The 22,817-nt window shown below is 68.1% G+C and carries 28 protein-coding genes and 1 tRNA gene; 8 read left to right on the top strand and 21 right to left on the bottom strand.

Features of this window, described 5'->3' with window-relative positions; genetic code table 11:
- Window positions 1–10: 10 nt before the first annotated feature.
- From G3M62_RS04205 to rplJ, 5 genes are all read right to left on the bottom strand, one after another.
- Window positions 11–2,353 carry a glycoside hydrolase family 31 protein gene (locus tag G3M62_RS04205; RefSeq protein ID WP_165184978.1) on the bottom strand — a complete coding sequence of 781 codons (2,343 nt, stop codon included), beginning with the start codon at window positions 2,351–2,353 and terminating at the stop codon, window positions 11–13.
- An 87-nt stretch (window positions 2,354–2,440) separates the two neighbouring features.
- Window positions 2,441–2,608, bottom strand: coding sequence for a hypothetical protein (locus G3M62_RS04200; protein ID WP_165184977.1), 168 nt, complete (start codon window positions 2,606–2,608; stop codon window positions 2,441–2,443).
- Window positions 2,609–2,651: 43 nt separating this feature from the next.
- Window positions 2,652–3,032 carry a hypothetical protein gene (locus tag G3M62_RS04195; protein WP_165184975.1) on the bottom strand — a complete coding sequence of 127 codons (381 nt, stop codon included), beginning with the start codon at window positions 3,030–3,032 and terminating at the stop codon, window positions 2,652–2,654.
- A 176-nt stretch (window positions 3,033–3,208) separates the two neighbouring features.
- Window positions 3,209–3,592, bottom strand: coding sequence for a 50S ribosomal protein L7/L12 (gene rplL / locus G3M62_RS04190; protein WP_165184973.1), 384 nt, complete (start codon window positions 3,590–3,592; stop codon window positions 3,209–3,211).
- Window positions 3,593–3,634: 42 nt separating this feature from the next.
- Complete coding sequence (gene rplJ / locus G3M62_RS04185) at window positions 3,635–4,153, bottom strand: 50S ribosomal protein L10 (RefSeq protein ID WP_165184971.1); 519 nt, start codon at window positions 4,151–4,153, stop codon at window positions 3,635–3,637.
- 403 nt (window positions 4,154–4,556) lie between these two features.
- On the opposite strand from rplJ, the gene G3M62_RS04180 reads away from it, so the two are divergent.
- The 3 genes from G3M62_RS04180 to G3M62_RS04170 all read left to right on the top strand — a co-directional run bounded on the left by G3M62_RS04180 (window position 4,557) and on the right by G3M62_RS04170 (window position 6,675).
- The gene (locus G3M62_RS04180; RefSeq protein WP_165184969.1) at window positions 4,557–5,000 is read left to right on the top strand and encodes an SgcJ/EcaC family oxidoreductase; all 444 of its coding nucleotides are present in this window, start codon (window positions 4,557–4,559) and stop codon (window positions 4,998–5,000) included.
- A 57-nt stretch (window positions 5,001–5,057) separates the two neighbouring features.
- The gene (locus G3M62_RS04175) at window positions 5,058–5,222 is read left to right on the top strand and encodes a glycine zipper domain-containing protein (RefSeq protein WP_165183845.1); all 165 of its coding nucleotides are present in this window, start codon (window positions 5,058–5,060) and stop codon (window positions 5,220–5,222) included.
- Between the two features lie 94 nt (window positions 5,223–5,316).
- Window positions 5,317–6,675, top strand: coding sequence for an alpha/beta fold hydrolase (locus G3M62_RS04170; protein ID WP_165184958.1), 1,359 nt, complete (start codon window positions 5,317–5,319; stop codon window positions 6,673–6,675).
- Between the two features lie 122 nt (window positions 6,676–6,797).
- Here G3M62_RS04170 and G3M62_RS04165 read toward each other — a convergent pair whose 3' ends face one another.
- The 6 genes from G3M62_RS04165 to G3M62_RS04140 form a co-directional block, all read right to left on the bottom strand.
- Complete coding sequence (locus G3M62_RS04165; RefSeq protein WP_165184956.1) at window positions 6,798–8,012, bottom strand: BaiN/RdsA family NAD(P)/FAD-dependent oxidoreductase; 1,215 nt, start codon at window positions 8,010–8,012, stop codon at window positions 6,798–6,800.
- Window positions 8,009–8,404, bottom strand: a complete 396-nt coding sequence (locus G3M62_RS04160; RefSeq protein WP_165184954.1) for a type II toxin-antitoxin system VapC family toxin — start codon at window positions 8,402–8,404, stop codon at window positions 8,009–8,011. Before G3M62_RS04160 ends, G3M62_RS04165 begins: the two co-directional genes overlap by 4 nt.
- A complete protein-coding gene (locus G3M62_RS04155; protein ID WP_165184952.1) occupies window positions 8,404–8,643 on the bottom strand; it encodes a type II toxin-antitoxin system VapB family antitoxin in 240 nt (79 codons plus the stop codon). Before G3M62_RS04155 ends, G3M62_RS04160 begins: the two co-directional genes overlap by 1 nt.
- A 122-nt stretch (window positions 8,644–8,765) precedes the next feature.
- Window positions 8,766–9,455 (bottom strand): 50S ribosomal protein L1, encoded by a 690-nt coding sequence (gene rplA, locus G3M62_RS04150; RefSeq protein ID WP_165184950.1) that lies wholly within the window; start codon window positions 9,453–9,455, stop codon window positions 8,766–8,768.
- 4 nt (window positions 9,456–9,459) lie between these two features.
- The gene (rplK, locus tag G3M62_RS04145; protein WP_010918527.1) at window positions 9,460–9,891 is read right to left on the bottom strand and encodes a 50S ribosomal protein L11; all 432 of its coding nucleotides are present in this window, start codon (window positions 9,889–9,891) and stop codon (window positions 9,460–9,462) included.
- A gap of 307 nt (window positions 9,892–10,198) precedes the next feature.
- On the bottom strand, window positions 10,199–11,170 hold the full coding sequence (locus G3M62_RS04140; protein ID WP_165184949.1) for an SDR family NAD(P)-dependent oxidoreductase: 972 nt from the start codon (window positions 11,168–11,170) through the stop codon (window positions 10,199–10,201).
- A gap of 105 nt (window positions 11,171–11,275) precedes the next feature.
- On the opposite strand from G3M62_RS04140, the gene G3M62_RS04135 reads away from it, so the two are divergent.
- Window positions 11,276–11,854: a TetR/AcrR family transcriptional regulator gene (locus tag G3M62_RS04135; RefSeq protein WP_165184947.1), complete on the top strand. Its 579-nt coding sequence runs from the start codon at window positions 11,276–11,278 to the stop codon at window positions 11,852–11,854.
- Between the two features lie 18 nt (window positions 11,855–11,872).
- On the opposite strand, the gene G3M62_RS04130 is transcribed toward G3M62_RS04135, so the two are convergent.
- From G3M62_RS04130 to G3M62_RS04120, 3 genes are all read right to left on the bottom strand, one after another.
- Window positions 11,873–12,331: a GNAT family N-acetyltransferase gene (locus G3M62_RS04130; protein ID WP_165184945.1), complete on the bottom strand. Its 459-nt coding sequence runs from the start codon at window positions 12,329–12,331 to the stop codon at window positions 11,873–11,875.
- 40 nt (window positions 12,332–12,371) lie between these two features.
- Window positions 12,372–12,602 (bottom strand): hypothetical protein, encoded by a 231-nt coding sequence (locus tag G3M62_RS04125; protein WP_165184943.1) that lies wholly within the window; start codon window positions 12,600–12,602, stop codon window positions 12,372–12,374.
- Between the two features lie 96 nt (window positions 12,603–12,698).
- Complete coding sequence (locus G3M62_RS04120; protein WP_165184941.1) at window positions 12,699–13,451, bottom strand: glutaredoxin family protein; 753 nt, start codon at window positions 13,449–13,451, stop codon at window positions 12,699–12,701.
- 72 nt (window positions 13,452–13,523) lie between these two features.
- Between G3M62_RS04120 and G3M62_RS04115 the strand changes: the two genes are divergently transcribed.
- Window positions 13,524–13,922, top strand: coding sequence for a MerR family transcriptional regulator (locus G3M62_RS04115; protein WP_165184939.1), 399 nt, complete (start codon window positions 13,524–13,526; stop codon window positions 13,920–13,922).
- A 69-nt stretch (window positions 13,923–13,991) separates the two neighbouring features.
- Here the strand turns inward: G3M62_RS04115 and nusG are convergent, their stop codons facing one another.
- The 4 genes from nusG to G3M62_RS26435 all read right to left on the bottom strand — a co-directional run bounded on the left by nusG (window position 13,992) and on the right by G3M62_RS26435 (window position 15,696).
- Window positions 13,992–14,549 carry a transcription termination/antitermination protein NusG gene (nusG, locus tag G3M62_RS04110; RefSeq protein WP_165184938.1) on the bottom strand — a complete coding sequence of 186 codons (558 nt, stop codon included), beginning with the start codon at window positions 14,547–14,549 and terminating at the stop codon, window positions 13,992–13,994.
- A gap of 8 nt (window positions 14,550–14,557) precedes the next feature.
- Window positions 14,558–14,881: a preprotein translocase subunit SecE gene (gene secE / locus G3M62_RS04105; protein ID WP_165184936.1), complete on the bottom strand. Its 324-nt coding sequence runs from the start codon at window positions 14,879–14,881 to the stop codon at window positions 14,558–14,560.
- Window positions 14,882–14,945: 64 nt separating this feature from the next.
- Window positions 14,946–15,021: transfer RNA gene (locus G3M62_RS04100), tRNA-Trp, on the bottom strand.
- 459 nt (window positions 15,022–15,480) lie between these two features.
- Window positions 15,481–15,696: a hypothetical protein gene (locus tag G3M62_RS26435; RefSeq protein ID WP_246263463.1), complete on the bottom strand. Its 216-nt coding sequence runs from the start codon at window positions 15,694–15,696 to the stop codon at window positions 15,481–15,483.
- A gap of 458 nt (window positions 15,697–16,154) precedes the next feature.
- Between G3M62_RS26435 and G3M62_RS04090 the strand changes: the two genes are divergently transcribed.
- A complete protein-coding gene (locus G3M62_RS04090) occupies window positions 16,155–16,997 on the top strand; it encodes a ferredoxin--NADP reductase (protein WP_165184932.1) in 843 nt (280 codons plus the stop codon).
- Here G3M62_RS04090 and G3M62_RS04085 read toward each other — a convergent pair.
- From G3M62_RS04085 to lepB, 3 genes are all read right to left on the bottom strand, one after another.
- Window positions 16,994–18,040 carry a GlxA family transcriptional regulator gene (locus G3M62_RS04085; RefSeq protein ID WP_165184930.1) on the bottom strand — a complete coding sequence of 349 codons (1,047 nt, stop codon included), beginning with the start codon at window positions 18,038–18,040 and terminating at the stop codon, window positions 16,994–16,996. The two genes, G3M62_RS04090 and G3M62_RS04085, sit on opposite strands and share 4 nt — an antisense overlap.
- A gap of 33 nt (window positions 18,041–18,073) precedes the next feature.
- A complete protein-coding gene (locus tag G3M62_RS04080; RefSeq protein WP_165184929.1) occupies window positions 18,074–18,349 on the bottom strand; it encodes a DUF4242 domain-containing protein in 276 nt (91 codons plus the stop codon).
- 233 nt (window positions 18,350–18,582) lie between these two features.
- The gene (gene lepB, locus G3M62_RS04075) at window positions 18,583–19,410 is read right to left on the bottom strand and encodes a signal peptidase I (RefSeq protein ID WP_165184927.1); all 828 of its coding nucleotides are present in this window, start codon (window positions 19,408–19,410) and stop codon (window positions 18,583–18,585) included.
- 117 nt (window positions 19,411–19,527) lie between these two features.
- On the opposite strand from lepB, the gene G3M62_RS04070 reads away from it, so the two are divergent.
- The gene (locus G3M62_RS04070; protein ID WP_281360082.1) at window positions 19,528–20,754 is read left to right on the top strand and encodes a molybdopterin molybdotransferase MoeA; all 1,227 of its coding nucleotides are present in this window, start codon (window positions 19,528–19,530) and stop codon (window positions 20,752–20,754) included.
- A 111-nt stretch (window positions 20,755–20,865) separates the two neighbouring features.
- Window positions 20,866–22,800 (top strand): nucleoside-diphosphate sugar epimerase/dehydratase, encoded by a 1,935-nt coding sequence (locus tag G3M62_RS04065; protein WP_165184924.1) that lies wholly within the window; start codon window positions 20,866–20,868, stop codon window positions 22,798–22,800.
- Window positions 22,801–22,817: the final 17 nt, after the last annotated feature.

Genomic DNA, 22,817 nt, shown 5'->3' with positions numbered 1-22,817 from the left:
CCTTGCGGGTTCAGCGGGCCTGCACCTGCACCGCCGCCAGCGCCTGGGCCGCCAGGGCCTTGTCGCCGGTCGCCGTCAGCTTGCCGGCCTTGTCGTCCCAGTGCAGCTTCACGGTCTTGCCGGCGCCCTTCTCGTAGGCGTTGGTCACGCCGTCGTCGTCATACAGCGTGAAGTCGGCGTCGCGGCCCGGATAGACCTTCACCGCGTTGATCGCCTGTGGCGTGGCCGTGCTCTGGATCGGCGCGCCCATCGGGATGATCGAGCCGGCGCGGACGAACAGCGGGATGGTGTCGATCGGCGCGTGCACGCTGATCGTCTGGCCGCCCGTGAATTTCTTGCCGGTCCAGTAGTCGTACCAGTCCACGCCCGCCGGCAGGTAGACGTCGCGGTCCTCGACGCCCTGGTCGGTGATCGGCGCCACCAGGAAGGCCGGGCCGAACATGTACTGGTCGCCCAGGTTCACCACCTTGGGGTCGTTGGGGAAGTCCATGAACAGGCCGCGCATGAACGGCGCGCCGGTCTCGTAGGTCGAGTGACCCATCGAGTACAGGTACGGCATCAGGGCGTAGCGCAGCTTCAGGTACTTGGCCATGACGGCCTCGGCGCCCTTGCCGTACTGCCAGATCTCGACCTCCTTGCGCGACCCGTGGATGCGCAGGGTCGGGGTGAAGGTCCCGTACTGGAACCAGCGCGCCAGCAGTTCGGGATAGTCGTTGTTCTGGCCGACCACGGCGCGGGCGTCCGACGGATCCAGCAGCGGCGCCTTGGTCGCCGTCGTGGTCTGCGGCAGCCACTGCCAGCCGCCGATGTCGTTGCCCCAATAGGCCAGGCCCGAGGCGGTGAAGTTCAGGCCGGTCGGCACCTGGCGCTTCAACGCCTCCCAGGTGGGCTGGATGTCCGACGACCAGAACAGGCCGCCGTTGCGCTGCGAGCCGATATAGGCCGCGCGGGCCAGGATAAGGTTGCGCTTGTCGGGCCGGTCGCGGCGCGAGCCCTCGGCCACGCCTTGGGTGTGCAGCAGCGGGAAGACGTTGTGATAGCGGTCGCCTGAACCGATCGAGAAGAAGAAGCCGTCCGGCACCAGGTCCGGCTCGGTCTCGTCCAGCCAGAACCAGTCGAAGCCCTTGGACGCGATGTTGTCGCGGATCTTGCCCCAGTACCACTCGCGGGCCTCGGGGTTGGTGCTGTCGATCAGGCCGCCGGTACGGTCGCTGCGGAACGCCAGGCCATCCACCGGCTTGCCGTCCTTGTCCTTCAGCAGCCAGCCCTTGTCGGCCAGGAAGTTGTAGTAGCGGCCTTCCTTCTCGTAGCGCGGCCAGACGCTGATGATGCTGTGCACGCCGTTGTCGTGCAGCTCCTTGTTCATGGCCGACGGGTCGGGGAAGTAGGTCGGGTCGACGTCCATCTGGCCCATCCGGGTCCAGTGGAACCAGTCCAGCACCATCACGTCCAGCGGATAGCCGCGGTCGCGATAGCCCTTGGCGGCGTCGAGGATCTGCTGCTGGCTTTCGTAGCGGGCCTTGGACTGGATGAAGCCGAAGGCGGCCTTGGGCGGCAGCGGCGTGACGCCGGTCAGCTTGCGGTAGCCGGCGTAGATCTCGTCATAGCTGCCGGTGATCACAAAGAACGAGACCCGCTCGCCGACATTGCTCTGCCACAGGGTGCGGCCGTTAACGGCCGGATAGATCTTGGTGTCGGACGGGTTGTCCCACAGGATCCCGTAGCCCTTCGACGAGACCATGAACGGCACGCAGACGGTCTCGCCGTGCGGGGCGTCGTAGAAGTGCTTGCAGTCGATGGTCCGGCCGCGCAGGTCCAGGATGCCTTCCTGGTTCTGGCCCAGGCCGTAGAAGTGCTCGTCGGCGCTGGTCGAGAAGCTGGCGCCGGCCTGGTAGGTCTTCTCGCCATTCACGACGTGGGGCGACATCTCCCAGCCGTTCATGGCCACCAGGTCCGAACCGTCGGCCTTCTTCACCTTGACCGTGACCGGCGGCAGGGACGGCGCGAAATAGCGCTCCATCTGCGAGGGCGCGCCCGGCCAGGGCTGGGCGACCACTTCCAGCGACAGGGCGCCCGAGGTGAAGATGTCGGCCCCGCCCTTGGCGTCGTGGCGCCAACCCTTGTCGTCGGCCTGGCCGATGAAGCCGTAGCCCGGCGCGGCCGCGGCCAGGTCCTTGTCCTGGCTGATCGTCACGCGAACGATGTTGGGGGCGTAGGTCTCGACCGAGACGTAGGAGCCGTTGCGGTCCAGGGTCGTCGTCGGGGCGGCGGCGGCCATGCCGGCCGCGCCCAGCATCAGACCGAAAACCAGACCTGTCGCCCAGCGGCGCGCGCCGTTGCCGTGTCGATCCATAGCTTCCTCCCGGGTGGTACCGCTAACCTGTTGCCGGCATGGCTAGAGGCGGGGCGCGGACACGTCAACCGGAAGATAGGATTGATATTATGATTGGTCGCCCGGCCGCAGCATCTTGCCGATCACCGAGATGGCCAGGCCGATCAGGCAGATGAAGAAGGCGATCTTGGTCAGGGCCACGGCCACGTGCATGACGAAGCCGAGGACGCCGAACACGATCATCAGGACGAGCAGGATGGCGGCGAGCTTGAGCATGGGCAGATAACGCCGCCCGGGCGGCAAAGGTTGCCGCTTTATTTCAGACGCTGAGGTCGACGAAGTTGGGCACGGCCACGCCGTTCTTGGCCTGGGCCTTGGCGCCGTCCATGGCCTGCTTGATCTTGCCCTTCACGGCCTCGTCGATCTGCTGCATGGCGCTGGTGCGCTGGTCCGGGGTCATCGCCGCCAGGCTCTCCTCGGTCAGGCCCGAATTCTTCATCGCTTCGGCCTTCCACTGTTTGAGCTTTTCTTCCCAGGCGTCCTTCTTGGCCTCCTTGGCGAAGGCCACCAGGCCCTTGTCGCGGACCTTGTCCAGGTCGGTGGCGGTGTCCAGCGCGGCCTTCGACGACTTCTGGGTGGCCGCCGCGGCCAGCGGGCTCCAGTTCGAATAGCCGCCGCCCGAAATGCCTGAAATCGCCATGGTCGCCCTCCACTGCAGCGTGTGCGACGGGCGTCTAGCAACGACCGTGCCAGAATGACGCAGCAGGAAGACGAGTGAACGAAAACGGCCCCGGAGGTTTCCCTCCGGGGCCGTCAACTTTGTGCGTCAGAGAACTGACGCCGGCAACGTCCCCACGCCGAAACGTGGGAAGTGAATTACTTCACTTGGACGGTGGCGCCGGCTTCGGTCAGCTTCTTGGCGACTTCTTCGGCGACTTGCTTCGAAACGTTTTCAACGACGTTCTGCGGAGCGCCTTCGACCAGGTCCTTGGCTTCCTTCAGGCCCAGGTCCGGACGAACGCCACGGACTTCCTTGATCACGTTGATCTTCTTGTCGCCACCGTTCGTCAGAACGACGGTGAATTCGGTTTGCTCTTCGGCGGCTTCGGCCGGAGCGGCGGCAGCGCCACCAGCGGCGGCGACGGCGACCGGAGCGGCGGCCGAGACGCCCCACTTTTCTTCGAGCAGCTTGGAGAGCTCAGCAGCTTCCAGGACCGACAGGGTGGACAGTTCTTCAACCAGCTTTTCGAGCTTCGACATGGGTAATTTCCTTAGAGAATGAGGGATTTATGCGGAGATGACTTACGCGGCGTCTTTGGTCGCATAGGCGTTGAAGACGCGAGCCAGCTGGCCAGCCGGGGCCTGCAGGACGCCAGCGATCTTGGTCGCCGGAGCCTGGATGAGGCCGATAAGCTTGCCACGGATCTGATCGAGCGACGGAAGCGTGGCCAGGGCCCGCACCGCGGCTTCGTCCAGAACGGTCGTCTGGCCCAGGATGCCGCCGACAAGCTTGAGCTTCTCGTTTTCCTTGGCGTACTGGGTGACGATCTTGGCGGCGGAGACAGGATCCTTGCCAAACGCGATGGCGACCGGACCGGTGAACAGGGCGTCGCCCTTTTCGCCGATCGCGCCGTCCAGCGCCTTTTGGACCAGGGTGTTCTTCACCACCTGGAACGTGCCCTCTTCCTTGCGGAGGCGGGCGCGCAGTTCAGTCATTTCCGCAACGGTCATGCCCGAATAGTGGGTCACGACGACAGCGCCGGCGCCGGCGAAGACGCTTTTCAGCGACTCGATCGACTCCTGCTTTTGAGCGCGGTCCATTGCGGTCTCCTACTCAATTACAGCGGCCGGACCATTCCGGCAGCCAAATGCGCGGCGCATGAAGGATCGCTCCCGCACGCGAGTTGCATCAGCCTGTTCCAAGGAAAGTCAGCCGCGCGTCCCATCCCGAAAGGAGGAAATAGCGTGGTCTTGTCCATCCCTGTCTCCCGACGGCGAGGAAGGGCTCTTCCTCGATTATGGCGTTGGTGACCCCACGCCCCGCTGTTCACAAACAGGTCTTCGCCGGGCGAACCCGACGGAGAAGGGGCGGCGTATAGACGAGTTGGGGACGGATTTCAACACCACCCCGGATTTTTGCCCGTGCGCCACCGCCTTGGCCGAACACGGGTTGCCGACGGTCTCGCCGCCACCTTAGATGCGACGAACCTTCGGAGATTATGACATGCGCTTCCCGGCCCTGTTCGCGGTCCTGATCCTTCTCGCGCCCGGCATGGCCCAAGCGGCCGGCCCAGAGGCGCTTCCCGACCGCTTCATCGCCGCGTGGAACGCGCATGACCCCAAGGCCTTCGAGGCGCTCTACACGCCCGACGCCGTGTGGGTGCCGATCGCCGAGGAGCGGACCGAGGGTCGCGAGGCGATCGTGTCGGAGTTCGCCAAGGTCCATGTCGGCGGCTGGGCGCAGAAGACCACGATCACCAAGAAGGACGTCCCCGAGGTGCGCCTGCTACGCCCGGACGTGGCGACGATCTTCTTCCACATGGACTTCCTGATGAACGGCCAGCCGGTGCAGGGCCTGCAACGCGCGATGATCCTGGTCGCCACCGCGTCGAACGGCGAATGGAAGATCTCGGCGGGTCAGCTCACCAAGGAATCGCCAGCGAAGTGAGGGCTCCCCTGCCGCGCGCTATGGTATTCTCGCGGAGAGCACGGAGGCGAGACGACAATGCCTATGGGTTTGGGCCTGGCGTTCGGCGCGGCGCTCGGCGCCGTATTCGGCGTCCTTACGCATAACCTGCCGATCGGCGTCTCGCTGGGGACGGGCCTGGGGCTCGTGGCGGGATCCCTCGTCATGGCCGTGACGGCGAAGGGCAAGAAGCCCGGCGCCTGAGCCGCGCGCGTCCCACCCTCGCGGAAGGGACACCCTGGCGCGGCCTCGGATTTCGTCGATAAGAAGAAGAAGACCGCCAATCGGGGACCCGTCCATGAAGCGCCTGTTCACCGCCGGCCTCGCCGCCCTGATGCTGGTCGGCCTCGCCGCGCCCGGCTACGCCGAGCCGCGCCTGCCGCCGATCCCCAAGGCGGTGATCGCCGACCCGACCCGCGACGCGGCCCATCCGGCCGACATGGCGGCGTTCACGGTCCCGACCGGCGGCGTGCGGGTCAACGCCCTGATGTACCTGGCTTCGGGCGACCAGCCGCATCCGACCATGCTGTTCCTGCACGGCTTCCCCGGCAACGAGACCAATATCGACCTGATGCAGGCGGTGCGCCGCGCCGGCTGGAACGTGCTGAAGATCAACTATCGCGGCTCGTGGGGCAGCCCGGGCAAGTTCAGCTTCGCCAACGCCCGGCGCGACGGTGAGGCCGCCACGGCCTTCCTGTTCGACCCCGCCAACGTCGCCAAGTACCACATCGACACCAGCAGGATCGTGGTGGCCGGCCACAGCATGGGCGGCTTCATGGCCGCCGACGCCGCGGCCGCCGAGCCGCGCGTGGCCGGAACCGTGCTGATCGACGCCTGGGACATCGGTAAGGAAAAGGCCGGGATCACCGACGCCGCCGCCCGCAAGGCGGCCGTCGAGGGCATGCGGCCCGACACCGTCCCCCTGGCCGGGACGAGCGCCGAACTGCTGGTCAAGGAGATCGAGACCGACGCCGCCAAGCTTGACCTGGAAGCGCTGAGCGCCCGCATCGCCGCCCGGCCTCTGCTGCTGGTCGGCGCCGAGCACGCCGGCGCGCCCACGACCCGCAAGCTGGCCGCCGCCGCCCGTCAGGCCCAGGCTAAAGCCCTGACCGAAACCTACATGGACACCGACCACAGCTTCTCAGACAGCCGCATCGCGCTGGAGGCCGAGGTGATCCGGTGGCTGGGGCAGTTCGATCCGGCCTCGGCCAAGCCCGGCACGCCGCAGATCCCCCTGAAGGCGCCGTATGACGAGAACAACCCGTTCGCCAAGATCCTGCGCGGCGAGATCGTCGTGCCCAAAGTCTATGAGGACGACCAGGTGCTGGCCTTCATGGACCACGCCCCGGCCGAGCCGGGCCACGTGCTGGTGATCTCCAAGACCTCCAAGGCCCGCAACATCCTGGAGATCTCGCCCCAGGACCTGTCGCGGATCATGGCCGTGGCCGCCCGCGTGGGCCAAGCCCAGGTCGACAGCCTGGGCGTCGAGGGCTTCACCATCGTCCAGAACAACGGCGTGGGCCAGAGCGTGCCGCACCTGCACATCCACGTCATCCCGCGCCAGGCCGGCAAGCCGCTGATGTTCGTCGAGAACGAGAAGGGCGATCCCAAGGCCATCGAGGCCCTGGCGGCGAAGATCCGGGCGGCGATGAAGTAGGGGCGCCATGCATCCTTCGAGGCTCGCTATCGCTCGCACCTAAGGATGAGGATCGTGGATTGGCTCTGAAGTCCTCATCCTGAGGTGCGCGCCCCTGAGGGCGCCTCGAAGGACGCAAAGGGCTAGGCCAACCGTTCCACCACCGCCCGCGCCGCCGCAACGCCCGTGGCGAAGCAGGCCTGCAGCAGGTAGCCGCCGGTCGGCGCTTCCCAGTCCAGCATCTCGCCGGCCACGAACACGCCGGGCGCGGCCTTCAGCTCCAACCCGTCCAGCGCGTTGAACGCCAGGCCGCCGACCGACGAGATCGCCCGTTCCAAGCCTTGCGCGCCCGTCAGAACGACCGGCGCGGCCTTGATCGCGGCGGCCAGGGCGTCGGGCGCGATCGGCAGGGCCACGCCGTGCGCCTCGCGCAGCAGGCCGATCTCGACCGGCGACAGGTGGGCGGCCTTGCGCAGCCAGCTGGACAGCGACTGCCCGCCGCGCGGCTTGGCCAGGCGCGCGGTCAACTGGGCCTGCGGCACGTCGGGACGCAGGTCGACCTCCAGAGTCGCGGCGCCTCGCGCGCTGATCGCGTCACGCAGGACGGCCGACAGCGCATAGACCGCCCCGCCCTCCAGACCGTAGCCCGCCGCCAGGGCGTCGCCGCGCGAGGTCCTCCCGTCGAAGCTCAGGGCGATGTTCTTCAGCGGCGCGCCGGCGAACCGTTCGCGGAAAACCTCGTTCCAGGCGACCGTGAACCCGACATTGGCCGGCCGGAACGGCGCGACCTCCGCCCCCCGCGTCGCCAGCAGCGGCGCCCAGGCGCCGTCCGAGCCGAGCCTGGCCCAGCTGGCCCCGCCCAGGGCCAGGATCGTGGCGCGCGGCCGCACCGTGCCCGGGCCGTTGGGCGTCTCGAAGGTCAGGTCGCCCGCCGCGTCCCAGCCGGTCCAGGTCGAGCGCAGGTTCAACGCCACGCCCTGCCCTTCCAGCCGCGCGATCCAGGCGCGCAGCAGGGGCGAGGCCTTCAGCGCCTTGGGAAACACCCGGCCGCTGGTGCCGACGAAGGTCGTCTGCCCCAGGTCCTCGGCCCAGGCCACGAGGTCGGCCGGCGTGAACGCCTCCAGCATCGGCCGCAGGGTCGGCGTCGCCGCGCCGTAGCGCTCGGCGAACCGCTCGAAGTCCTCCGAATGGGTCAGGTTCAGCCCGCCGCGCCCGGCCATCAGGAACTTGCGCCCCAGGGTCGGCATCCGCTCGAACACCGCCACCGACAGCCCCGCGCCGCTCAGCATCTGCGCCGCCATAAGTCCGGCCGGCCCGCCGCCGACGATGGCGACGTCTGGAGTTTCGATGGCGGTCACGCGGGCTCGATGTCGGTCAGGACGAAGTCGTCGCCCTTGTAGAGCAGCGGCACGCCGTTGGTCTTGGCGCAGGCATAGGCGAAGCAATCGCCCATGTTCAGCCTGGCGGGGTGAGCGCCCTTGCCGAAGCGAGCGAAGGCATCGATCGCCATGCCGGCCTCGGGCTCGCCGATCGCGATGACGCGGATCTCGGCCAAACTCAAATAGGCCTCCACCTCCACGCGGGCGTCCGCCATGCTCAGCCCCTTCCCGCGAGCCAGGCTACGCACCGTTTCCCAGATCGCGACCGCCGACGTGGTCGCCCCGTCCACGGCGGCCAAGCGCTCCTCAAAGCTATTCCTGTCCGACTCGCCAAGCAGGATGGCGCAGAATGCGGAGGCGTCGACGAACATCAGTCGCCGGACATTTCGTCGAAGAACGCCTTGTCCACCTTGAGACCCGTGTCTGGCAGGGCCGCCACCCGGTCGCTGACCGTTCGCATACGCGCGAGCTTTTCGGCCCGCGCCTTGTCGTCCGTCTCACGCGCCCGCCGGACAAGCAGCTTGATGGCGTCGGTGAGGCCTACGCGATTGTCCTCTGCATATTGCCGCAACATGGCGTCGGCTTCTGCGTCACGAACATGGAAAGGCATCGGAACCTCCGTCTAGCCGAAATATAACATCGGCTAGACGCGCCAACAACACAGGCGTCCCAAACGCAAAACGGGCGCTGGATCGCTCCAGCGCCCGCTCGCTAACTTAAGTCCGAAGCAGCTTAGGCGTTGACCGAAGCGACGTCGATCTTGAAGCCCGGGCCCATCGTCGAGGACAGGCCGATGCGCTTGACATAGATGCCCTTGGCGCCGGTCGGCTTGGCCTTGTTGAGCGCGTCGACCAGGGCCTTCACGTTCAGCAGCAGGGCTTCGTCGGTGAACGAGACCTTGCCGATGCCGGCGTGGACGATGCCCGCCTTCTCGACGCGGAACTCGACGGCGCCGCCCTTGGCGTCCTTCACGGCTTGGCCGACGTTCGGGGTCACGGTGCCGACCTTCGGGTTCGGCATCAGGCCGCGCGGGCCCAGCACCTTACCGAGGCGACCGACCAGGGCCATCATGTCCGGGGTCGCGATGACGCGATCGAAGTCCATGAAGCCGCCGGCGATCTTTTCGTACAGGTCTTCGGCGCCGACGTGCTCGGCGCCCGCCGCGGTGGCTTCGGCCGCCTTGGCGTCCTTGGCGAAGACGGCGACGCGGACGTCACGGCCGGTGCCCGACGGCAGGTTCACGACGCCGCGGACCTGTTGGTCGGCGTGGCGCGGATCGACGCCGAGGTTGACCGAGATCTCGATCGACTCGTCGAACTTGGCCTTGGCGTTGGCCTTGACCAGGGCGATGGCTTCCGACACGGCGTGCGTGGCTTCGCGGTCGCCGGTCCAGGCTTGAATGCGCTTGGGTTGCTTGGCCATGGTCTTAGGCCTCCACGATCTTCAGGCCCATGGCCTTGGCGGAGCCTTCGATGATCTTGGCCGCGGCCTCGAGATCGTTGGCGTTCAGGTCCTTCATCTTCTTTTCGGCGATCTCGCGCAGCTGGGTGCGCGTGACTTCACCGACGGTTTCGCGACCGGTCAGCTTCGCGCCGGACTTCAGGCCGGTGATCTGCTTCAGGTAGTGCGTCGCCGGGGGCGTCTTGGTGATGAAGGTGAACGACTTGTCTTGGTAGACCGTGATCACGGTCGGCAGGGGGGTGCCCTTTTCGACGTTCTCGGTGCGCGCGTTGAACTCCTTACAGAAGCCCATGATGTTGACGCCGCGCTGACCCAGAGCCGGGCCGATGGGCGGTGAAGGCGTGGCGGAGCCGGCCTTCACCTGGAGCTTGATATAGCCCAGGATTTTCTTAGCCATTGTATCCTCTCAAGAAAGCCGAGCTAACGGCCTTCGCTGGTTGGCCGTGGTCCGGGCTGGCGGCCCTCCCACGGATTTGATCTCGTCGCTGCCCGAACGGATAACGACAAGCACGCCCCGGGACAGGGTCCTGGGACGAAGGCGCGGCATGTAGCAGGCGGGGCGCCGGGAGTCCAGCAACGGAGCGAAAACCTCGTCCTTCGACAAGCTCGGGATGAGGTTTTCGAATGCCCGCGCCTGCACAATGGTCCTCATCCTGAGCTTGTCGAAGGACGAGGACCACGCACAACGCCAGAGGCTGGCGCCCTTAGAACGTTTCGCCGACCATGCGTTCGCTCAGCGCCCACAGGGCGTTGGCGTGGTCGAGGTCCAGCGCATAGGACCGCACGCCGGCGCGCAGCATCGACACGTCGCCGACCAGTTCGGCCACGTGACAGTCCTCGCAATAGCGGCCGCCGACCAGCGAGGCGGGGGCCACGACGCCGGCCCAGACGCTGGTGGCCGCGCCCTGCGGGATGGTCTTCCACTCGAACCCCGCCAGGTCTTCGGCGCCGGCCGCGGCGTTGATCTGGTCGATCATCTGCTGGATCGTCTCGGGCGTCATGTGGCGCGCCAGCTCGGTCTGGATGCCGCCCGGATGCACGGCCGTCGCCCGCACGCCGCGCGCCTTGTGGCGATCGTCGAACGCGACGGCGAACAGGGCGTTGGCGGTCTTGGAGCGGCCATAGGCGCCGAACGGGGTGTAGGTGTCGGCGCGCTCGAAATTCGGGTCCTCCAGGTCGACGTCCGAGAAGCGGTGGCCGGACGACGACAGCACCACCACCCGTGCGCCGTCGTGCAGCAGCCCGGCGATGCGGTTGATCAGCACGAAGTGGCCCAGGTGGTTGGTGCCGAACTGGGTCTCGAAGCCGTCGGCCGTGCGGCCGAGCGGCGGGGCCATCACCCCGGCGTTGGCGATGACGATGTCAAAGGTCCGGCCGTCGGCGACCAGGGCGTCGGCGCAGGCGCGGACGCTGGCGAGGTCGGCGAGGTCCAGCGCCACCAGTTCCAGCGAGCCGCCGGCGGTAGAGGCGGCCTCGCGCACCACGTCGGTCGCGCCCTGCGCCTTGGCCAGATCGCGCGCGGCCCCGACCACATGGGCGCCGTGGGCCGCCAGGACCCGGGCGGTCTCGACGCCGAGCCCCGCCGAGACGCCGGTGACCAGCACGCGCTTGCCGGAGAGATCGACGCCGGCCAGGACCTCGTCGGTGGTGGATTTGGCTCCGAATTGTCCGCTCATGACTCTTCATTCCTTGGGAAATGTTGTCGAAACCCGTCCGGATGATTAAATGGAGGACGGCTCCGGTTATATATTCGGAGGCACCCTCCGGTTTTCAAGAGCGTGATGTCGAAAGAGTCCGAAGCCCCATCGCGCAAGCCCCGCGCCGACAGCCTGCGAAACCGCGACCTGCTGCTGACGGCGGCCAAGACCGCGTTCGCTCAGGTGGGCGGCGAGGCGCCGCTGGAGGATATCGCGCGACGGGCGGGCGTGGGCATCGGCACGCTCTATCGCCACTTCCCCACCCGCGACGCCCTGGTCGCGGCGGTCTATTCGCGTGAGGTCGAGCAACTGACCGCCTCCGCCGAGGCCTTGCTGGCGCAACGTTCGGCGGGCGAGGCCCTGGCGGCCTGGCTGGACCAGCTGATCGACTACATGGCCACCAAGCGGGTCGTGGCCCCACTGCTGCGCGCCGATCCCTGCGAGGGCGAGCAGCTCTACGCCAGTTCCGGCGCCAGCATCATCGCCACCTTTCGCCGCCTGACCGACGCGGCCAGCGCGGCCGGCGACATCCGCCCCGACATCGGCTTCGAAGACATCGTGCGCATGATGACCGGCATCAGCCAGGGCTACGAGCAGCCCGGCTGGGAACACAGCGCCCGGCGACTGCTGGACGTGATGATGACGGGCCTGCGGACGAAGTAGCGCGATCTTGCCCAAAGATCAGAGCAGCTTCCGATACACTAGGAATCCCGACTTCTCGGCCACCTGGTCATACAGCCGCATGGCCGTCGCGTTGGTCTCGTGCGTCTGCCAATAGACCCGCGACGCCCCAGCGGCCTTGGCCTCCGCGTAGACCGCCTCGATCAGCGCCCGGCCCACACCCTTGCCCCGCGCCTGCGCGGTCGTGAACAGGTCCTGCAGATAACAGCTGGGCTCGATCGCCGTGGTGCTGCGATGGAACAGGTAGTGGGTCAAACCCAACAGATGGCCGCCTTGTTCGGCGACCAGACAATGCACGGGCTCATAGGCGTCGAAGAACCGGGACCAGGTCATGGCCGTCACCGCCGGATCCAGGGCCGTGTCGCCAGACCGGCCGTAGAAGGCGTTGTATCCGTCCCACAGCGGCAGCCACTGTTCGCGGTCCGCGCGGGTCACGGGACGGATCACGAGGTCGGCCATGGTCAGGGTCCTGCGGGAAACGGCGGCGACCGTATCCTCCCTATTCCTTGATACGGCGCAACGGCTTGTCGCGGGTCTCGCGCTCGACCGTCTCGGTCAGGTCGAAGACCAGTTTCGAAGCCCCCGCCGCGACCAGCCACAGGAAGGCCAGGATGCGCAGCAGGGGCGCCTCGTGCGGATGCTGGGCGGCCAGCACCAGCAGCAGGACAAAGCCTCCGACGGCGGCGAGCGCCAGGGCCAGGGAGGCGAGCTTGCAATGGAAGGCGGACATCGGACGGGCTCCAGAACGTCCCGTCTTGTCGCGCCGATCCGCGTAAGGGCGCCATTCGACTCCGGCGCGTTACGCGTAAGCGGGCCGTAAAGGCCGCTACATCGCCAGCATCCAGATCGCCATGACGACCATCATCAGGTTCTCGACCAGCGAGATGAAGCCCAACGGCACGTTGCTGTCGCCGCCGACGCAGGCGCATTTCAGGTCGCGCTTGTCGATATAGACGGCCTTGAACACCGACACCGCCCCGACGCCGCCGATGAACAACGCCACCGGCGCCGACAGCCAGGTCAGGACCCCGGCGATCATCAATACCCCGGCCCCGACCTCGGCGAACGGATAGACCCAGCCATAGGCCGGCCAGCGCCGGGCCAGCAGGTCGTAGCCCAGGAACATGGTGGCGAAGGTCTCGACGTCGCGCAGCTTCAGGATCCCGAGCACGCACATCGAGAAGGCGATGAACCACTGCAGGGCCTGGGGCGCGAAGGCCTGACCCGTGGCCACGCGGCTGGCGGCCAGGGCCATCAGGGCGGTGACGGCGAACACCGCGATCACCGGCGTGTAGGTCTTGGCCTTGGGATCGCGCACCGGCTTGCCGAAATGGCGGCGCAGGTCGTCGTAGCCGCCGATCCGCTGACCGTCGATGAAGGCCTGGGGCGTGGTCTTCACCCCGTGCGCTGCCTTGAAGACGTCGATCTCCTCCCGCGTCGTCAGCAGGTGGTCCTCGACCGCGTAGCCCTGCCGGCGCAGCAGGTCCTTGGCGCGCAGGCCCCAGGGACAGACGTGCTGGTCGGTGACCATCCGGTAGAGGACGGCTGTGGGCTTGGCCTTGGGCTGGGCGGCGGTCATGGCGGGTCTCCGACTTGTCCAAGAACAGGACCCGGCTCATATGGGTTCCGTACCATGGTACGGAGTCAAGGGATGAAGATCGGCGAACTGGCCCAGGCCGGCGGGGTGGGCGTGGAGACCGTGCGCTACTACCAGCGGCGCGGACTGCTGTACCAGCCGGCTCGGCCGGAGAGCGGCGGCTCGGCCGGCGGCGTGCGCCGCTACGGCGAGGCGGACATGCGTCGCCTGCGCTTCATCCGCGCCGCCCAGGCCGCCGGCTTCACCCTGGAGCAGGTCGCCGAGCTTCTGGCCCTGGACGCCGGCGACGACCATGCCCGGGCGCGCGGCCTGGCCCAGGAACGCATCGCGGCGCTGGACGCCAGGATCGTCGAGCTGGAGACGGCCCGCGACGCTCTCAAACGCCTGGCCCACGCGTGCGGCGAGACGACGTCCGGCCCCTGCCCGATCCTGTCGGCGTTCGAGGGGGCGTAAGGCCCAGACAGCAAAAACCCCGCGCCTCGCGAGCGCGGGGTTTTCGAAGCTTCGGCGATAAGGCCGCCCTTAGGCGATCTTTTCGACCTGACTGTATTCCAGTTCCACCGGGGTGGCGCGGCCGAAGATCGAGACGGTGACGCGCAGGCGGGCCCGCTCCTCGTCGACCTGCTCGACCGAGCCGTTGAAGCTGGCGAACGGGCCGTCGGTGACGCGCACGTTCTCGCCGACTTCGAACAGCACCACGGTCTTGGGACGCTCGACGCCCTCTTCGATCGCGCCGACGATGCGCTGGACTTCCTTTTCGGAGACCGGCTGCGGCTTGGAAGCGCTGCCCAGGAAGCCCGTGACCTTCGGAGTGTTCTTGATCAGGTGATAGGCTTCGTCCGAGAGGTTCATCTTCACCAGCACGTAGCCGGGGAAGAACTTGCGCTCGGCGTTGACCTTGCGACCGCGACGGATCTCGACGACGTCCTCGGTCGGAACCAGGATCTCGGAGAAGCTGTCTTCCAGACCGTGGCTCTTGGCCTGCTCGCGGATGCTCTCGGCCACCTTCTTCTCGAAGTTCGAGTAGGCGTGGACGATGTACCACTTGTGGTTCGGATTGGACGCGGTTTCGTTGCTCATGGTGTTTCTTATCCCGCGCTGGCGAACTTGAGGAGCAGGTGCGAGCCCAGACCCAGGATCCAGTCGGCGAAGGTGAAGAACAGCGAGGCCAGCACCACCATGATGAAGACCATCACCGAGGTGATCCAGGTCTCCTTGCGGGTGGTCCAGGTGATCTTGCGGGCCTCGGCGCGAACTTCCTGCGCGAAGCGAACCGGATTGATCGGCTTCTTGGGCGCGGCCGGAGCCGCCTTGGCCGCCGCCGTCGCCTGACCGGCGGGCGCGAGCGCCGCTGCCGTCTTCGCGGCGCGGTTCTTGATCGCAGACGGGCTGGAACCCGGTTTCCTGGCCATGACTTAAGAGGCTCGCGACTTTCGATAGGTCAGCCCGAAAACCGGGGTGACCGATGACATATAGTGGCAGGAGTGGAGGGACTCGAACCCACGACCCTCGGTTTTGGAGACCGATGCTCTACCAGCTGAGCTACACTCCTGCGGAACCGCGATCCCCTTAGCGGAGATTCCGGCTTTCCGGCAATGAACATCGCGCCGGTAGGCTCTTTGAAGCCCGCCGGCGCGTTGGTCTCATCGCCAGAGCCGCGTCGTTTAGCAGGGTCGTTCGAGCCCGGCAAGCGGCCCGGAGCGCGATCGTCGGATTCGATGTCTTTGCCCATGGTCAGGCCCAGGGCTCGGCCCATGACTCGGGCGGAAAGGATCAGCCGCCGACGCGGCGCGTTAGGTCATCACAACCCGGAGGAAACGCGCCATGCCGACATCCGTCAGCCCAAACCAAGACCGGCCGTCCAACCCTGAGGTCGAGAACGAGAACCAGCGCCCCGGGCCCAGCCAGGGCGGCAAGGCCCCGCGTCCCGCCACGGAACCGCGCGGCGCGGAAGGCAGCTCGGATTCGCCGAAGACCCGGACGGATCCGGGCTCCGGCGAAGCCTAGTGCCCTAGCCGGCCTTCTCCGTTTCCGCCGGGGCCGGCGCGGCCGCGGCGCATTGGACGTTCAGGTACGACCACTTCACGTCCGCCAGCTTGCGTCCGCACTGGGTGTTCTCACCCAGGTCGCGCCCTTGCAGGGAGATGCCCACGCCCTTGGCGGGGTCCGGCGCCGGGCTGGCTCCGGAAATGTCGTAGTAGCCGCCGCCTGGACCGCGAACCACCATGCAGGCGGTATTTTCCACCGGTCGCACGCAACCCGAGGCCGAAACCGCCTTACCTTGAAGAGAGACCTGCTGGGCCTGACCTTGACCGGTGTTTCCGGTCTCGTTCCCGCACGCAGCTACGCTTAACGCTAACAGACTGGCCGCCGCGGCGGCCTTTACGAACCTTACCCGCATCCGTTCCTCCGTATCGTTGGCCTTCGCACGCCTATAGCGTGTGGAGGCAGGAGGAAGAGTGCGCCCGGTTTGGAGAGGCGGCAATCACAATTTTGACACGGTTCAAAAAACAGGCGCCGCGCTTTTTGACGCTTTTGAGGAAGATTTTCTCAAGGCGCTTTCAGACCACCAAAGTTGACATCCTCGCGCCTGTGCTCACATGAGACGCAGTCGCTTCAGGGCCGTGGCGGCGCCTTCTCGAAATCTCGCGGTCCGCCGCGTGTCCAGGACTTGAAACGCACATTATGACGGCCACCGAAACCACCGCCGCCGCGACCGCTCCCCAGCCCGCCAAGGAAGCCGCCTGGCACACCGAGACCGTGCTGTGGGTCAAGCACTGGACGGACCGCCTGTTCAGCTTCGCCATCACGCGTCCGGCCAGCTTCCGCTTCCGCTCGGGCGAGTTCGTGATGATCGGCCTGCCCCCCCGCGAGGAGCTGGGCGAGAAGAAGCCGATCCTGCGCGCCTATTCGATCGGCTCGCCACACTTCGCCGAGGAGCTGGAGTTCTTCTCGATCAAGGTGCCCGACGGTCCGCTGACCTCGCGCCTGCAGCAGATCAAGGAAGGCGACCAGATCCTGCTGGGCAAGAAGCCGACCGGCACCCTGGTGCTGGACGCCGTTCGTCCCGGCAAGCGCCTCTTCCTGTTCGGCACCGGCACGGGCCTGGCGCCCTGGCTGTCGGTGGCCCGCGACCCCGACGCCTACAGCCGCTTCGAGCAGGTGATCGTCGCCCACGGCGTGCGCGAGGTGAAGGAACTGGCCTATCGCGACCTGTTCACCAGCGAGATCCACGACGATCCGCTGGTCGGCGACGAGGCCAAGGCCCAGTTGGTCTACTATCCCACGGTCACCCGCGAGGCGTTCGAGCGTCAGGGCCGGTTCACCGATCTGATCAGCTCGGGTCGACTGTTCGCCGACCTGGGCCTGGAGCAGGTGCAGTTCGATCCTGAGCACGACCGCGCCATGCTGTGCGGCTCGATGGCCATGATCAAGGACACCGCCCACCTGCTGGAAGCCCACGGGCTGAAGGAAGGCTCGAACGCCGAGCCGGGCGACTTCGTGATCGAGCGGGCGTTCGTCGGCTAGGCGGAAGCCAGTCCGGCGGCGAAGCCCTTGGGCGAACCCGCCGGCGCGAACGGCCCGCTGCGCACGTGCAGCGCCCCGAACCGCTGGCGGTACTCGGCCGGCGTCATGCCGGTGGCGCGCTTGAACAGCTGGCGGAAGAAGGCGACGTCGTCGTAGCCGACCGCCGAGCTGACGCCCTGGATCGAGCGCGCCTCGCGCTCCAGCAGCTTCTTGGCCGCCTCGATCCGCACCGCCTGCAGATAGGCGCCGGGCCGCTGGCCGGTGGCCGACTTGAAGCGGCGCACGAAGGTGCGCTCGCCCAGGCCCGCCTGGGCGGCCATGTCCTCCACGCTGAGATCCTGGTGGAACGCGCCCTGCACATAGGCCTCAACGTCGCGCACGCAGGCGTCGTCGTGCGGGGCCGACAGCGGCAGCACCGCGTAGCCGGACTGATGGGTGCGGGGCATCGACAGCAATAGCGCCTTGGCCGTCTGCACCGCGATCTCGTGGCCGCACAGCTTCTCGACCAGGTAGAGGCTGATATCCATCGCCGCCATCACCCCGCCGCTGCACAGCAGCCGACCGTCCTCGGTGACGAACTGTTCGGGCCGCCAGCGCACCTTGGGATAGCGGGCGGCGAAGGTCTCGCCCAGGGCCCAGTGGGTGGTGCCGATCCGGCCGTCCAGCAGCCCCGCCTCGGCCAGATAGGCCGCGCCCATGCAGACGCCAGCCACATAGGCCCCGGCCGCGTGATGGCGGCGCAGCCACGGCAGGATGGCGTCGTTCTCCAGCAGCTTGACGTCCAGATCCAGGCCCGAGGTCGGCACGATCACGATGTCGGTGCGCTCGATCTGGTCCAGGCTGGCCTCGGGCGTGATCAGGGGACCGTAGGGCGTGCGCACCGGCGCGCCGGTCACCGAGGCCGTGCGCACTCGAAAGCGCGGCTCGGGGGGCTGGCCGTGCAGCTGCGCCCACAGCGCGCCGGCCGTATGGAAGATCTCCATCGGCAGGATGGCCGTCGAGGCCAACCCGTCATCGAACAGTACGACCGTGACGTCCTGCACGTTCCACCCGTGGCCGCTCCCCCGGGTCAAAGCCTAGGCCCGTTCCGTGGTCGGGTCGATGATTCCGGCGATCGGCGTTATCCGATTGGCCGGAAAGCCGCTGAGCCGGGCATGATCGCGGATCGCCGCCTCGTCCTCGGCCAGGTAGATGCAAAAGGTCTTGTCCTTGGCCACGAACGACTGGACCCACTGAACCTTGGGCGCCAGCTGGGCCAGGGCCTTGTTCGAGGTCGCCGCCGCGCCGCTCAGTTGCTGGGCGTCCAGGGCGTCGACGCCGGGGATGTCACGTTCGATCACATAGCGCTGCATGGTACTTCTCCGAAAGGGAAGCGCGAGACTATGGATACCGACGTTTTCCTAAAGGCGGCGAAAGTGACAGATAGCAGGGGCGAACACGACCCTGGCGGGTGTTTGCGAGACCAAGAACCTCGTCCTTCGACAAGCTCAGGATGAGGTTCTCGACAGCCGACGCATGAAAGTGGTCCTCATCCTGAGCTTGTCGAAGGACGAGGACCACGCACGGTGCTGAAAGGTCGATCGACCTAAACGCTCCCGCCCAGCCGGTGGAACGTCCGTTCCCAGCGCATGTGGCTGACCAGGGTCCAGGGCTTGAGCACGCTGGCGCCGGGCCGCATCGACCCCACCACCATCTCGGCCCGGCCCACCAGGTCGTCGGCCGGCACATAGCCCATGCCCAGCTCCGGCGGCAGATAGGCGTCCAGCGCGGCGTCCCACTTGCAGGCGGCCTCGCCCTTGGGGATCGCCCCGGCGTCGAAGCGACTGTCCAGGCTGTTGTCGCGATTGTCGCCCATCATGAAGAAGCAGCCCTGGGGCACCGTATAGACCCCGGTGTTGGCCCCCGGCGTGCCCGAGCCCCAGCTGTTGGTGACATAGGCTTTGCCGCCGGGCAGGGTCTCCTTGAACTGGCCGACCGGGATCATCTCGCCGAACGGCGCCTCGACCGTGGTCCCCAGCCATTCGCGGCGCACGGGCCGGTCGTTGATCCGCAGCACGCCCTCGACCACCTGGACCTTGTCGCCCGGCAGGCCGATCAGCCGCTTGATGATGTCGGTGCGGCCGTCATTGGGCTTCTTGAACACCACGATGTCGCCCCGCGCCGGCGCCTGGCCCAGCAGCCGGCCCTGCGGCAGCGGCGGGCTGAGCGGGATCGAATGGCGGCTCCAGCCGTAGGCATACTTGCTGACCAGAATGTAGTCGCCAACCTGCAGGGTGGGCTCCATCGACCCCGACGGGATGGTGAAGGGCTGGCACAGCACCACGCGGGGAACCAGCACGATGGCCAGGGTCAGGGCCAGGGTCCGCAGCCAGCCGGCCAGCCCCCCGTCGTTGTCGGCGTCGCGCTTGGTCATCACGAAAATCTCCCCGATCAATTCTAGGGCGGCTATCGGAAAACCATAACAGCGCCGCCCGGCGACGCGCGTTACAAATGGCTCATGGTTGGGGCGGGTCTTGGGAGTGTGCGGGGCGTGAGCGGCGACAAGCTTCAACTGAAGAACCTGACGGTCGAGGCGGCGCGCGGCCGCATGCTGGCCGACGCCGAGCGGCTGGGCGTCGAACAGGTCGCCCTGCCCGACGCCCTCGGCCGGGTGCTGGCCGCCCCGATCGTCGCCGATCGTGACCAGCCGCCGTTCGCCGCCTCGGCCATGGACGGCTGGGCCATCCGACGCGCCGACCTCTCGCCCGACACCCGCTTCCAGATCATCGGCGAAAGCGCCGCGGGCCGGGCCTATGGCCAGCCGGTCGGACCCGGCCAGGCGGTGCGGATCTTCACCGGCGCGCCCGTGCCGTCCGGCGCCGATCTGGTGGTGATCCAGGAAAACGCCACGCGCGACGGCGAGACCGTGACCTTCACGATCGACCGCGACCCGCCGCCTCACAACATCCGGCCGGCCGGCGGCGATTTCCGATCCGGAGACGCCCTGCTGGCGCAAGGCGCGCGAATCGACGCCTGGCGCCTGTCGCTGGCCGCCAGCGCCGGCCGGGCCAAGCTGGACGTCGCGCGCCGTCCCCGTGTCGCCATCCTGGCCACCGGCGACGAACTGGTCCCGCCCGGCGCGACGCCCGCGCCCGACCAGATCTTCGAGTCCGGCTCGTTCAGCCTGGCGGCCCTTGTCCAGGCCTGGGGCGGCGAGGCCGTCAGGCTGCGCGCCCAGGCCGACGACCTCGACGCCATCGCCCAGGCGGTAAAGGCGGCCGAGGCCGACCTGATCGTCACCGTCGGCGGCGCCTCGGTCGGCGACCACGACCTGGTCAAGCCGGCGCTGGCCGCCCTGGGCCTGCAACTACGGGTCGAGACCATCGCCGTGCGGCCGGGCAAGCCGACCTGGTTCGGCCTTCTGGGGGATGGCCGCCGCGTGCTGGGCCTGCCCGGCAACCCGGCCTCGGCCCTGGTCTGCGCCGAGCTGTTCCTGCGTCCCCTGCTGGCCGCCCTGACCGGCGCGGACCCGACGCTGGCGATCAGCGCCGGCCTCCTGACCGCCCCCCTGCCCGCCACCGGCCCCCGCGAGCACTGGATGCGCGCGGCCCGCGCCATCGACGCCGAAGGCCGGGTGCGGGTCACCCCGTTCCCCGACCAGGACTCCTCGCTGATCGGCGTCTTCTCCCGCGCCGACTGCCTGGTGAAGCGCCCCGTCGGCGCCCCGCCGGCCGCGACCGGCGACGTGGTCGAGCTTCTGCCCCTGGCGCGAGGCTGATCCGCAACACCCGCTAACCATCGACCTCGACGGGGCGACGACGCACGCGGAGCGTGCTAAGTCCCCCCGGCGAAGCGGTTTTTCGGGCGACCGTGGCGGGAGTTAGTGTTCATGGGTCGTATGGGTAAGATCGCGGCGCACATGGTGCTGGCCTTCGTGGCCCTGATCCTGGCGCGCCTGGTGACGGCCGGCGCCGCCGCGTTCGAACCGCCCCCTCTGCTGCAGACCACCCTGTTCCAGGCCGCCTTGTTCGCCGTCTCGGCCCTGATGATCGAGCTGGTGTTCCGGCTCGAGCGCTCGCCCTGGCGCTTCTTCGGGGCCGGCGACGCCCTGCGCCTGGCCCGTTCGGCCTTTCTCACCACCCTGACCTTCGCCGTGCTGGGCCAAGCCATCGGCGTCCACCGTTCGGGCGGCGTGCGCGCCCTGTTCGTCGTCTTCCTGGTGCAGGTCAGCCTGCTGGCCTGGCTGCGTATCATCCGCCGGACGATCTATGATCGCGTGCTGGTCGATTCGCTCATCCGCCTGCGCCCGGCGCCCGCCTCGCCGGCCCTGCCCCGCCTGCTGATCATCGGCACGGCCAGCGAGGCCGAGGCCTTCCTTCGCGCCCCCGCCGCCCTGGGCGAACGCTACGCCCCCGTGGGCGTGCTGACCCCCAAGGCCAGCGAAACCGGCGACGAGCTGGGCGGGGTCTGCATCCTGGGCGCCATCGACGATTTCGACGGCGTCATGTCCCAGCTGCGCGACGGCGGCCTGCAGCCGGCGGCCCTGCTGTTCCTGACCGACGGTCCGCTCAGCGCCTTCGGGGCCGAGCGCCTGGGCCGATTGAAGACCGAGGGCGTGCGCCTGCTGCGCCGCCAGGGCCTGGTGGACATGGGCGCGCCCAGCATGTCGGTCGGGGGCGCCAGCCTGCGCGAGATCAGCCTCGAGGAACTGCTCAGCCGCGCGCCGGTGCGCCTGGATCCCCACCCCGTCCGCGCCCTGGTGGCCGGCAAGCGGGTGCTGGTCACCGGGGCCGGCGGCAGCATCGGTTCGGAACTGGCCCGCCAGATCGCCGCCAGCGGCCCCGCCCAGCTGACCTTGCTGGATTCCGCCGAGGCCAACCTCTTCCATATCGACCGCGAGCTGGGCGAGGCCTGGCCGCAGCTGCCGCGCCGCGACGTGCTGTGCGACGTGCGCGACGCCGCCCGCCTGGACCTGGTGTTCGCCGCCGAAAGGCCCGAGCTGGTGTTCCACGCCGCCGCCCTCAAGCACGTCACCCTGGTCGAGAACCACCCCTGCGAAGGCGTGCGCACCAACGTGATGGGCACCCGCAACGTCGCCGCCGCCGCCAAGGCCTGCGGCGCGGCCCACCTGGCCCTGATCTCCACCGACAAGGCCGTGGCTCCGGCCAGCGTGATGGGCGCGACCAAGCGCGTGGCCGAGGCCGTGGTCCGCCAGTTCGGTTGCGGCGGCGCCACCCGCGTCAGCGTCGTGCGGTTCGGCAACGTGCTGGGCTCGGCCGGCTCGGTGGTGCCGATCTTCCAGCATCAGATCGCTCGCGGCGGACCGGTCACCCTGACCGACGCCCAGGTCGAGCGCTATTTCATGACCATCCCCGAGGCCGTGCAGCTGGTGCTGCGGGCCGTGGCGCTGTCGGCGGTCGACGCCGAGCCGCCGACCGGCGTCCTGACGCTTGAAATGGGCGAGCCGGTCAAGATCATCGATCTGGCTCGGCGGATGATCGAGCTGCAGGGCCTGGTTCCCGACCGCGACATCGAGATCAAGATCACCGGCCTGCGTCCCGGCGAAAAGCTGACCGAGGCCCTGGTCGACATCAACGAGATCGCCCGGCCCAAGGCTCCGGGCGTCACCGAGGCCGCGCCCCAGACGCCGTTGCCCCCGATCTCGATCGAGGCCCTGGCCGCCCTGGAAGCCGCCGCCCTGGCCGGCGACGAGTTCAGCGTGCGCACCCAGCTGTTCGCCCTGGTCGAGGCCCTGCGCACCGTGTCGCCCGCCCTGGCGGCCCCCAGCAAGACCAAGGCCGCGACCGCCAGGACCCAGGTCTGATTCAAACCCGCCGCATC

It is taken from the genome of Caulobacter soli, assembly GCF_011045195.1.
Taxonomy (GTDB): Bacteria; Pseudomonadota; Alphaproteobacteria; order Caulobacterales; family Caulobacteraceae; genus Caulobacter; species Caulobacter soli.
Note: the sequence above shows the minus strand (reverse complement) of the source record. Positions and strands in the feature narration are given on the sequence as shown.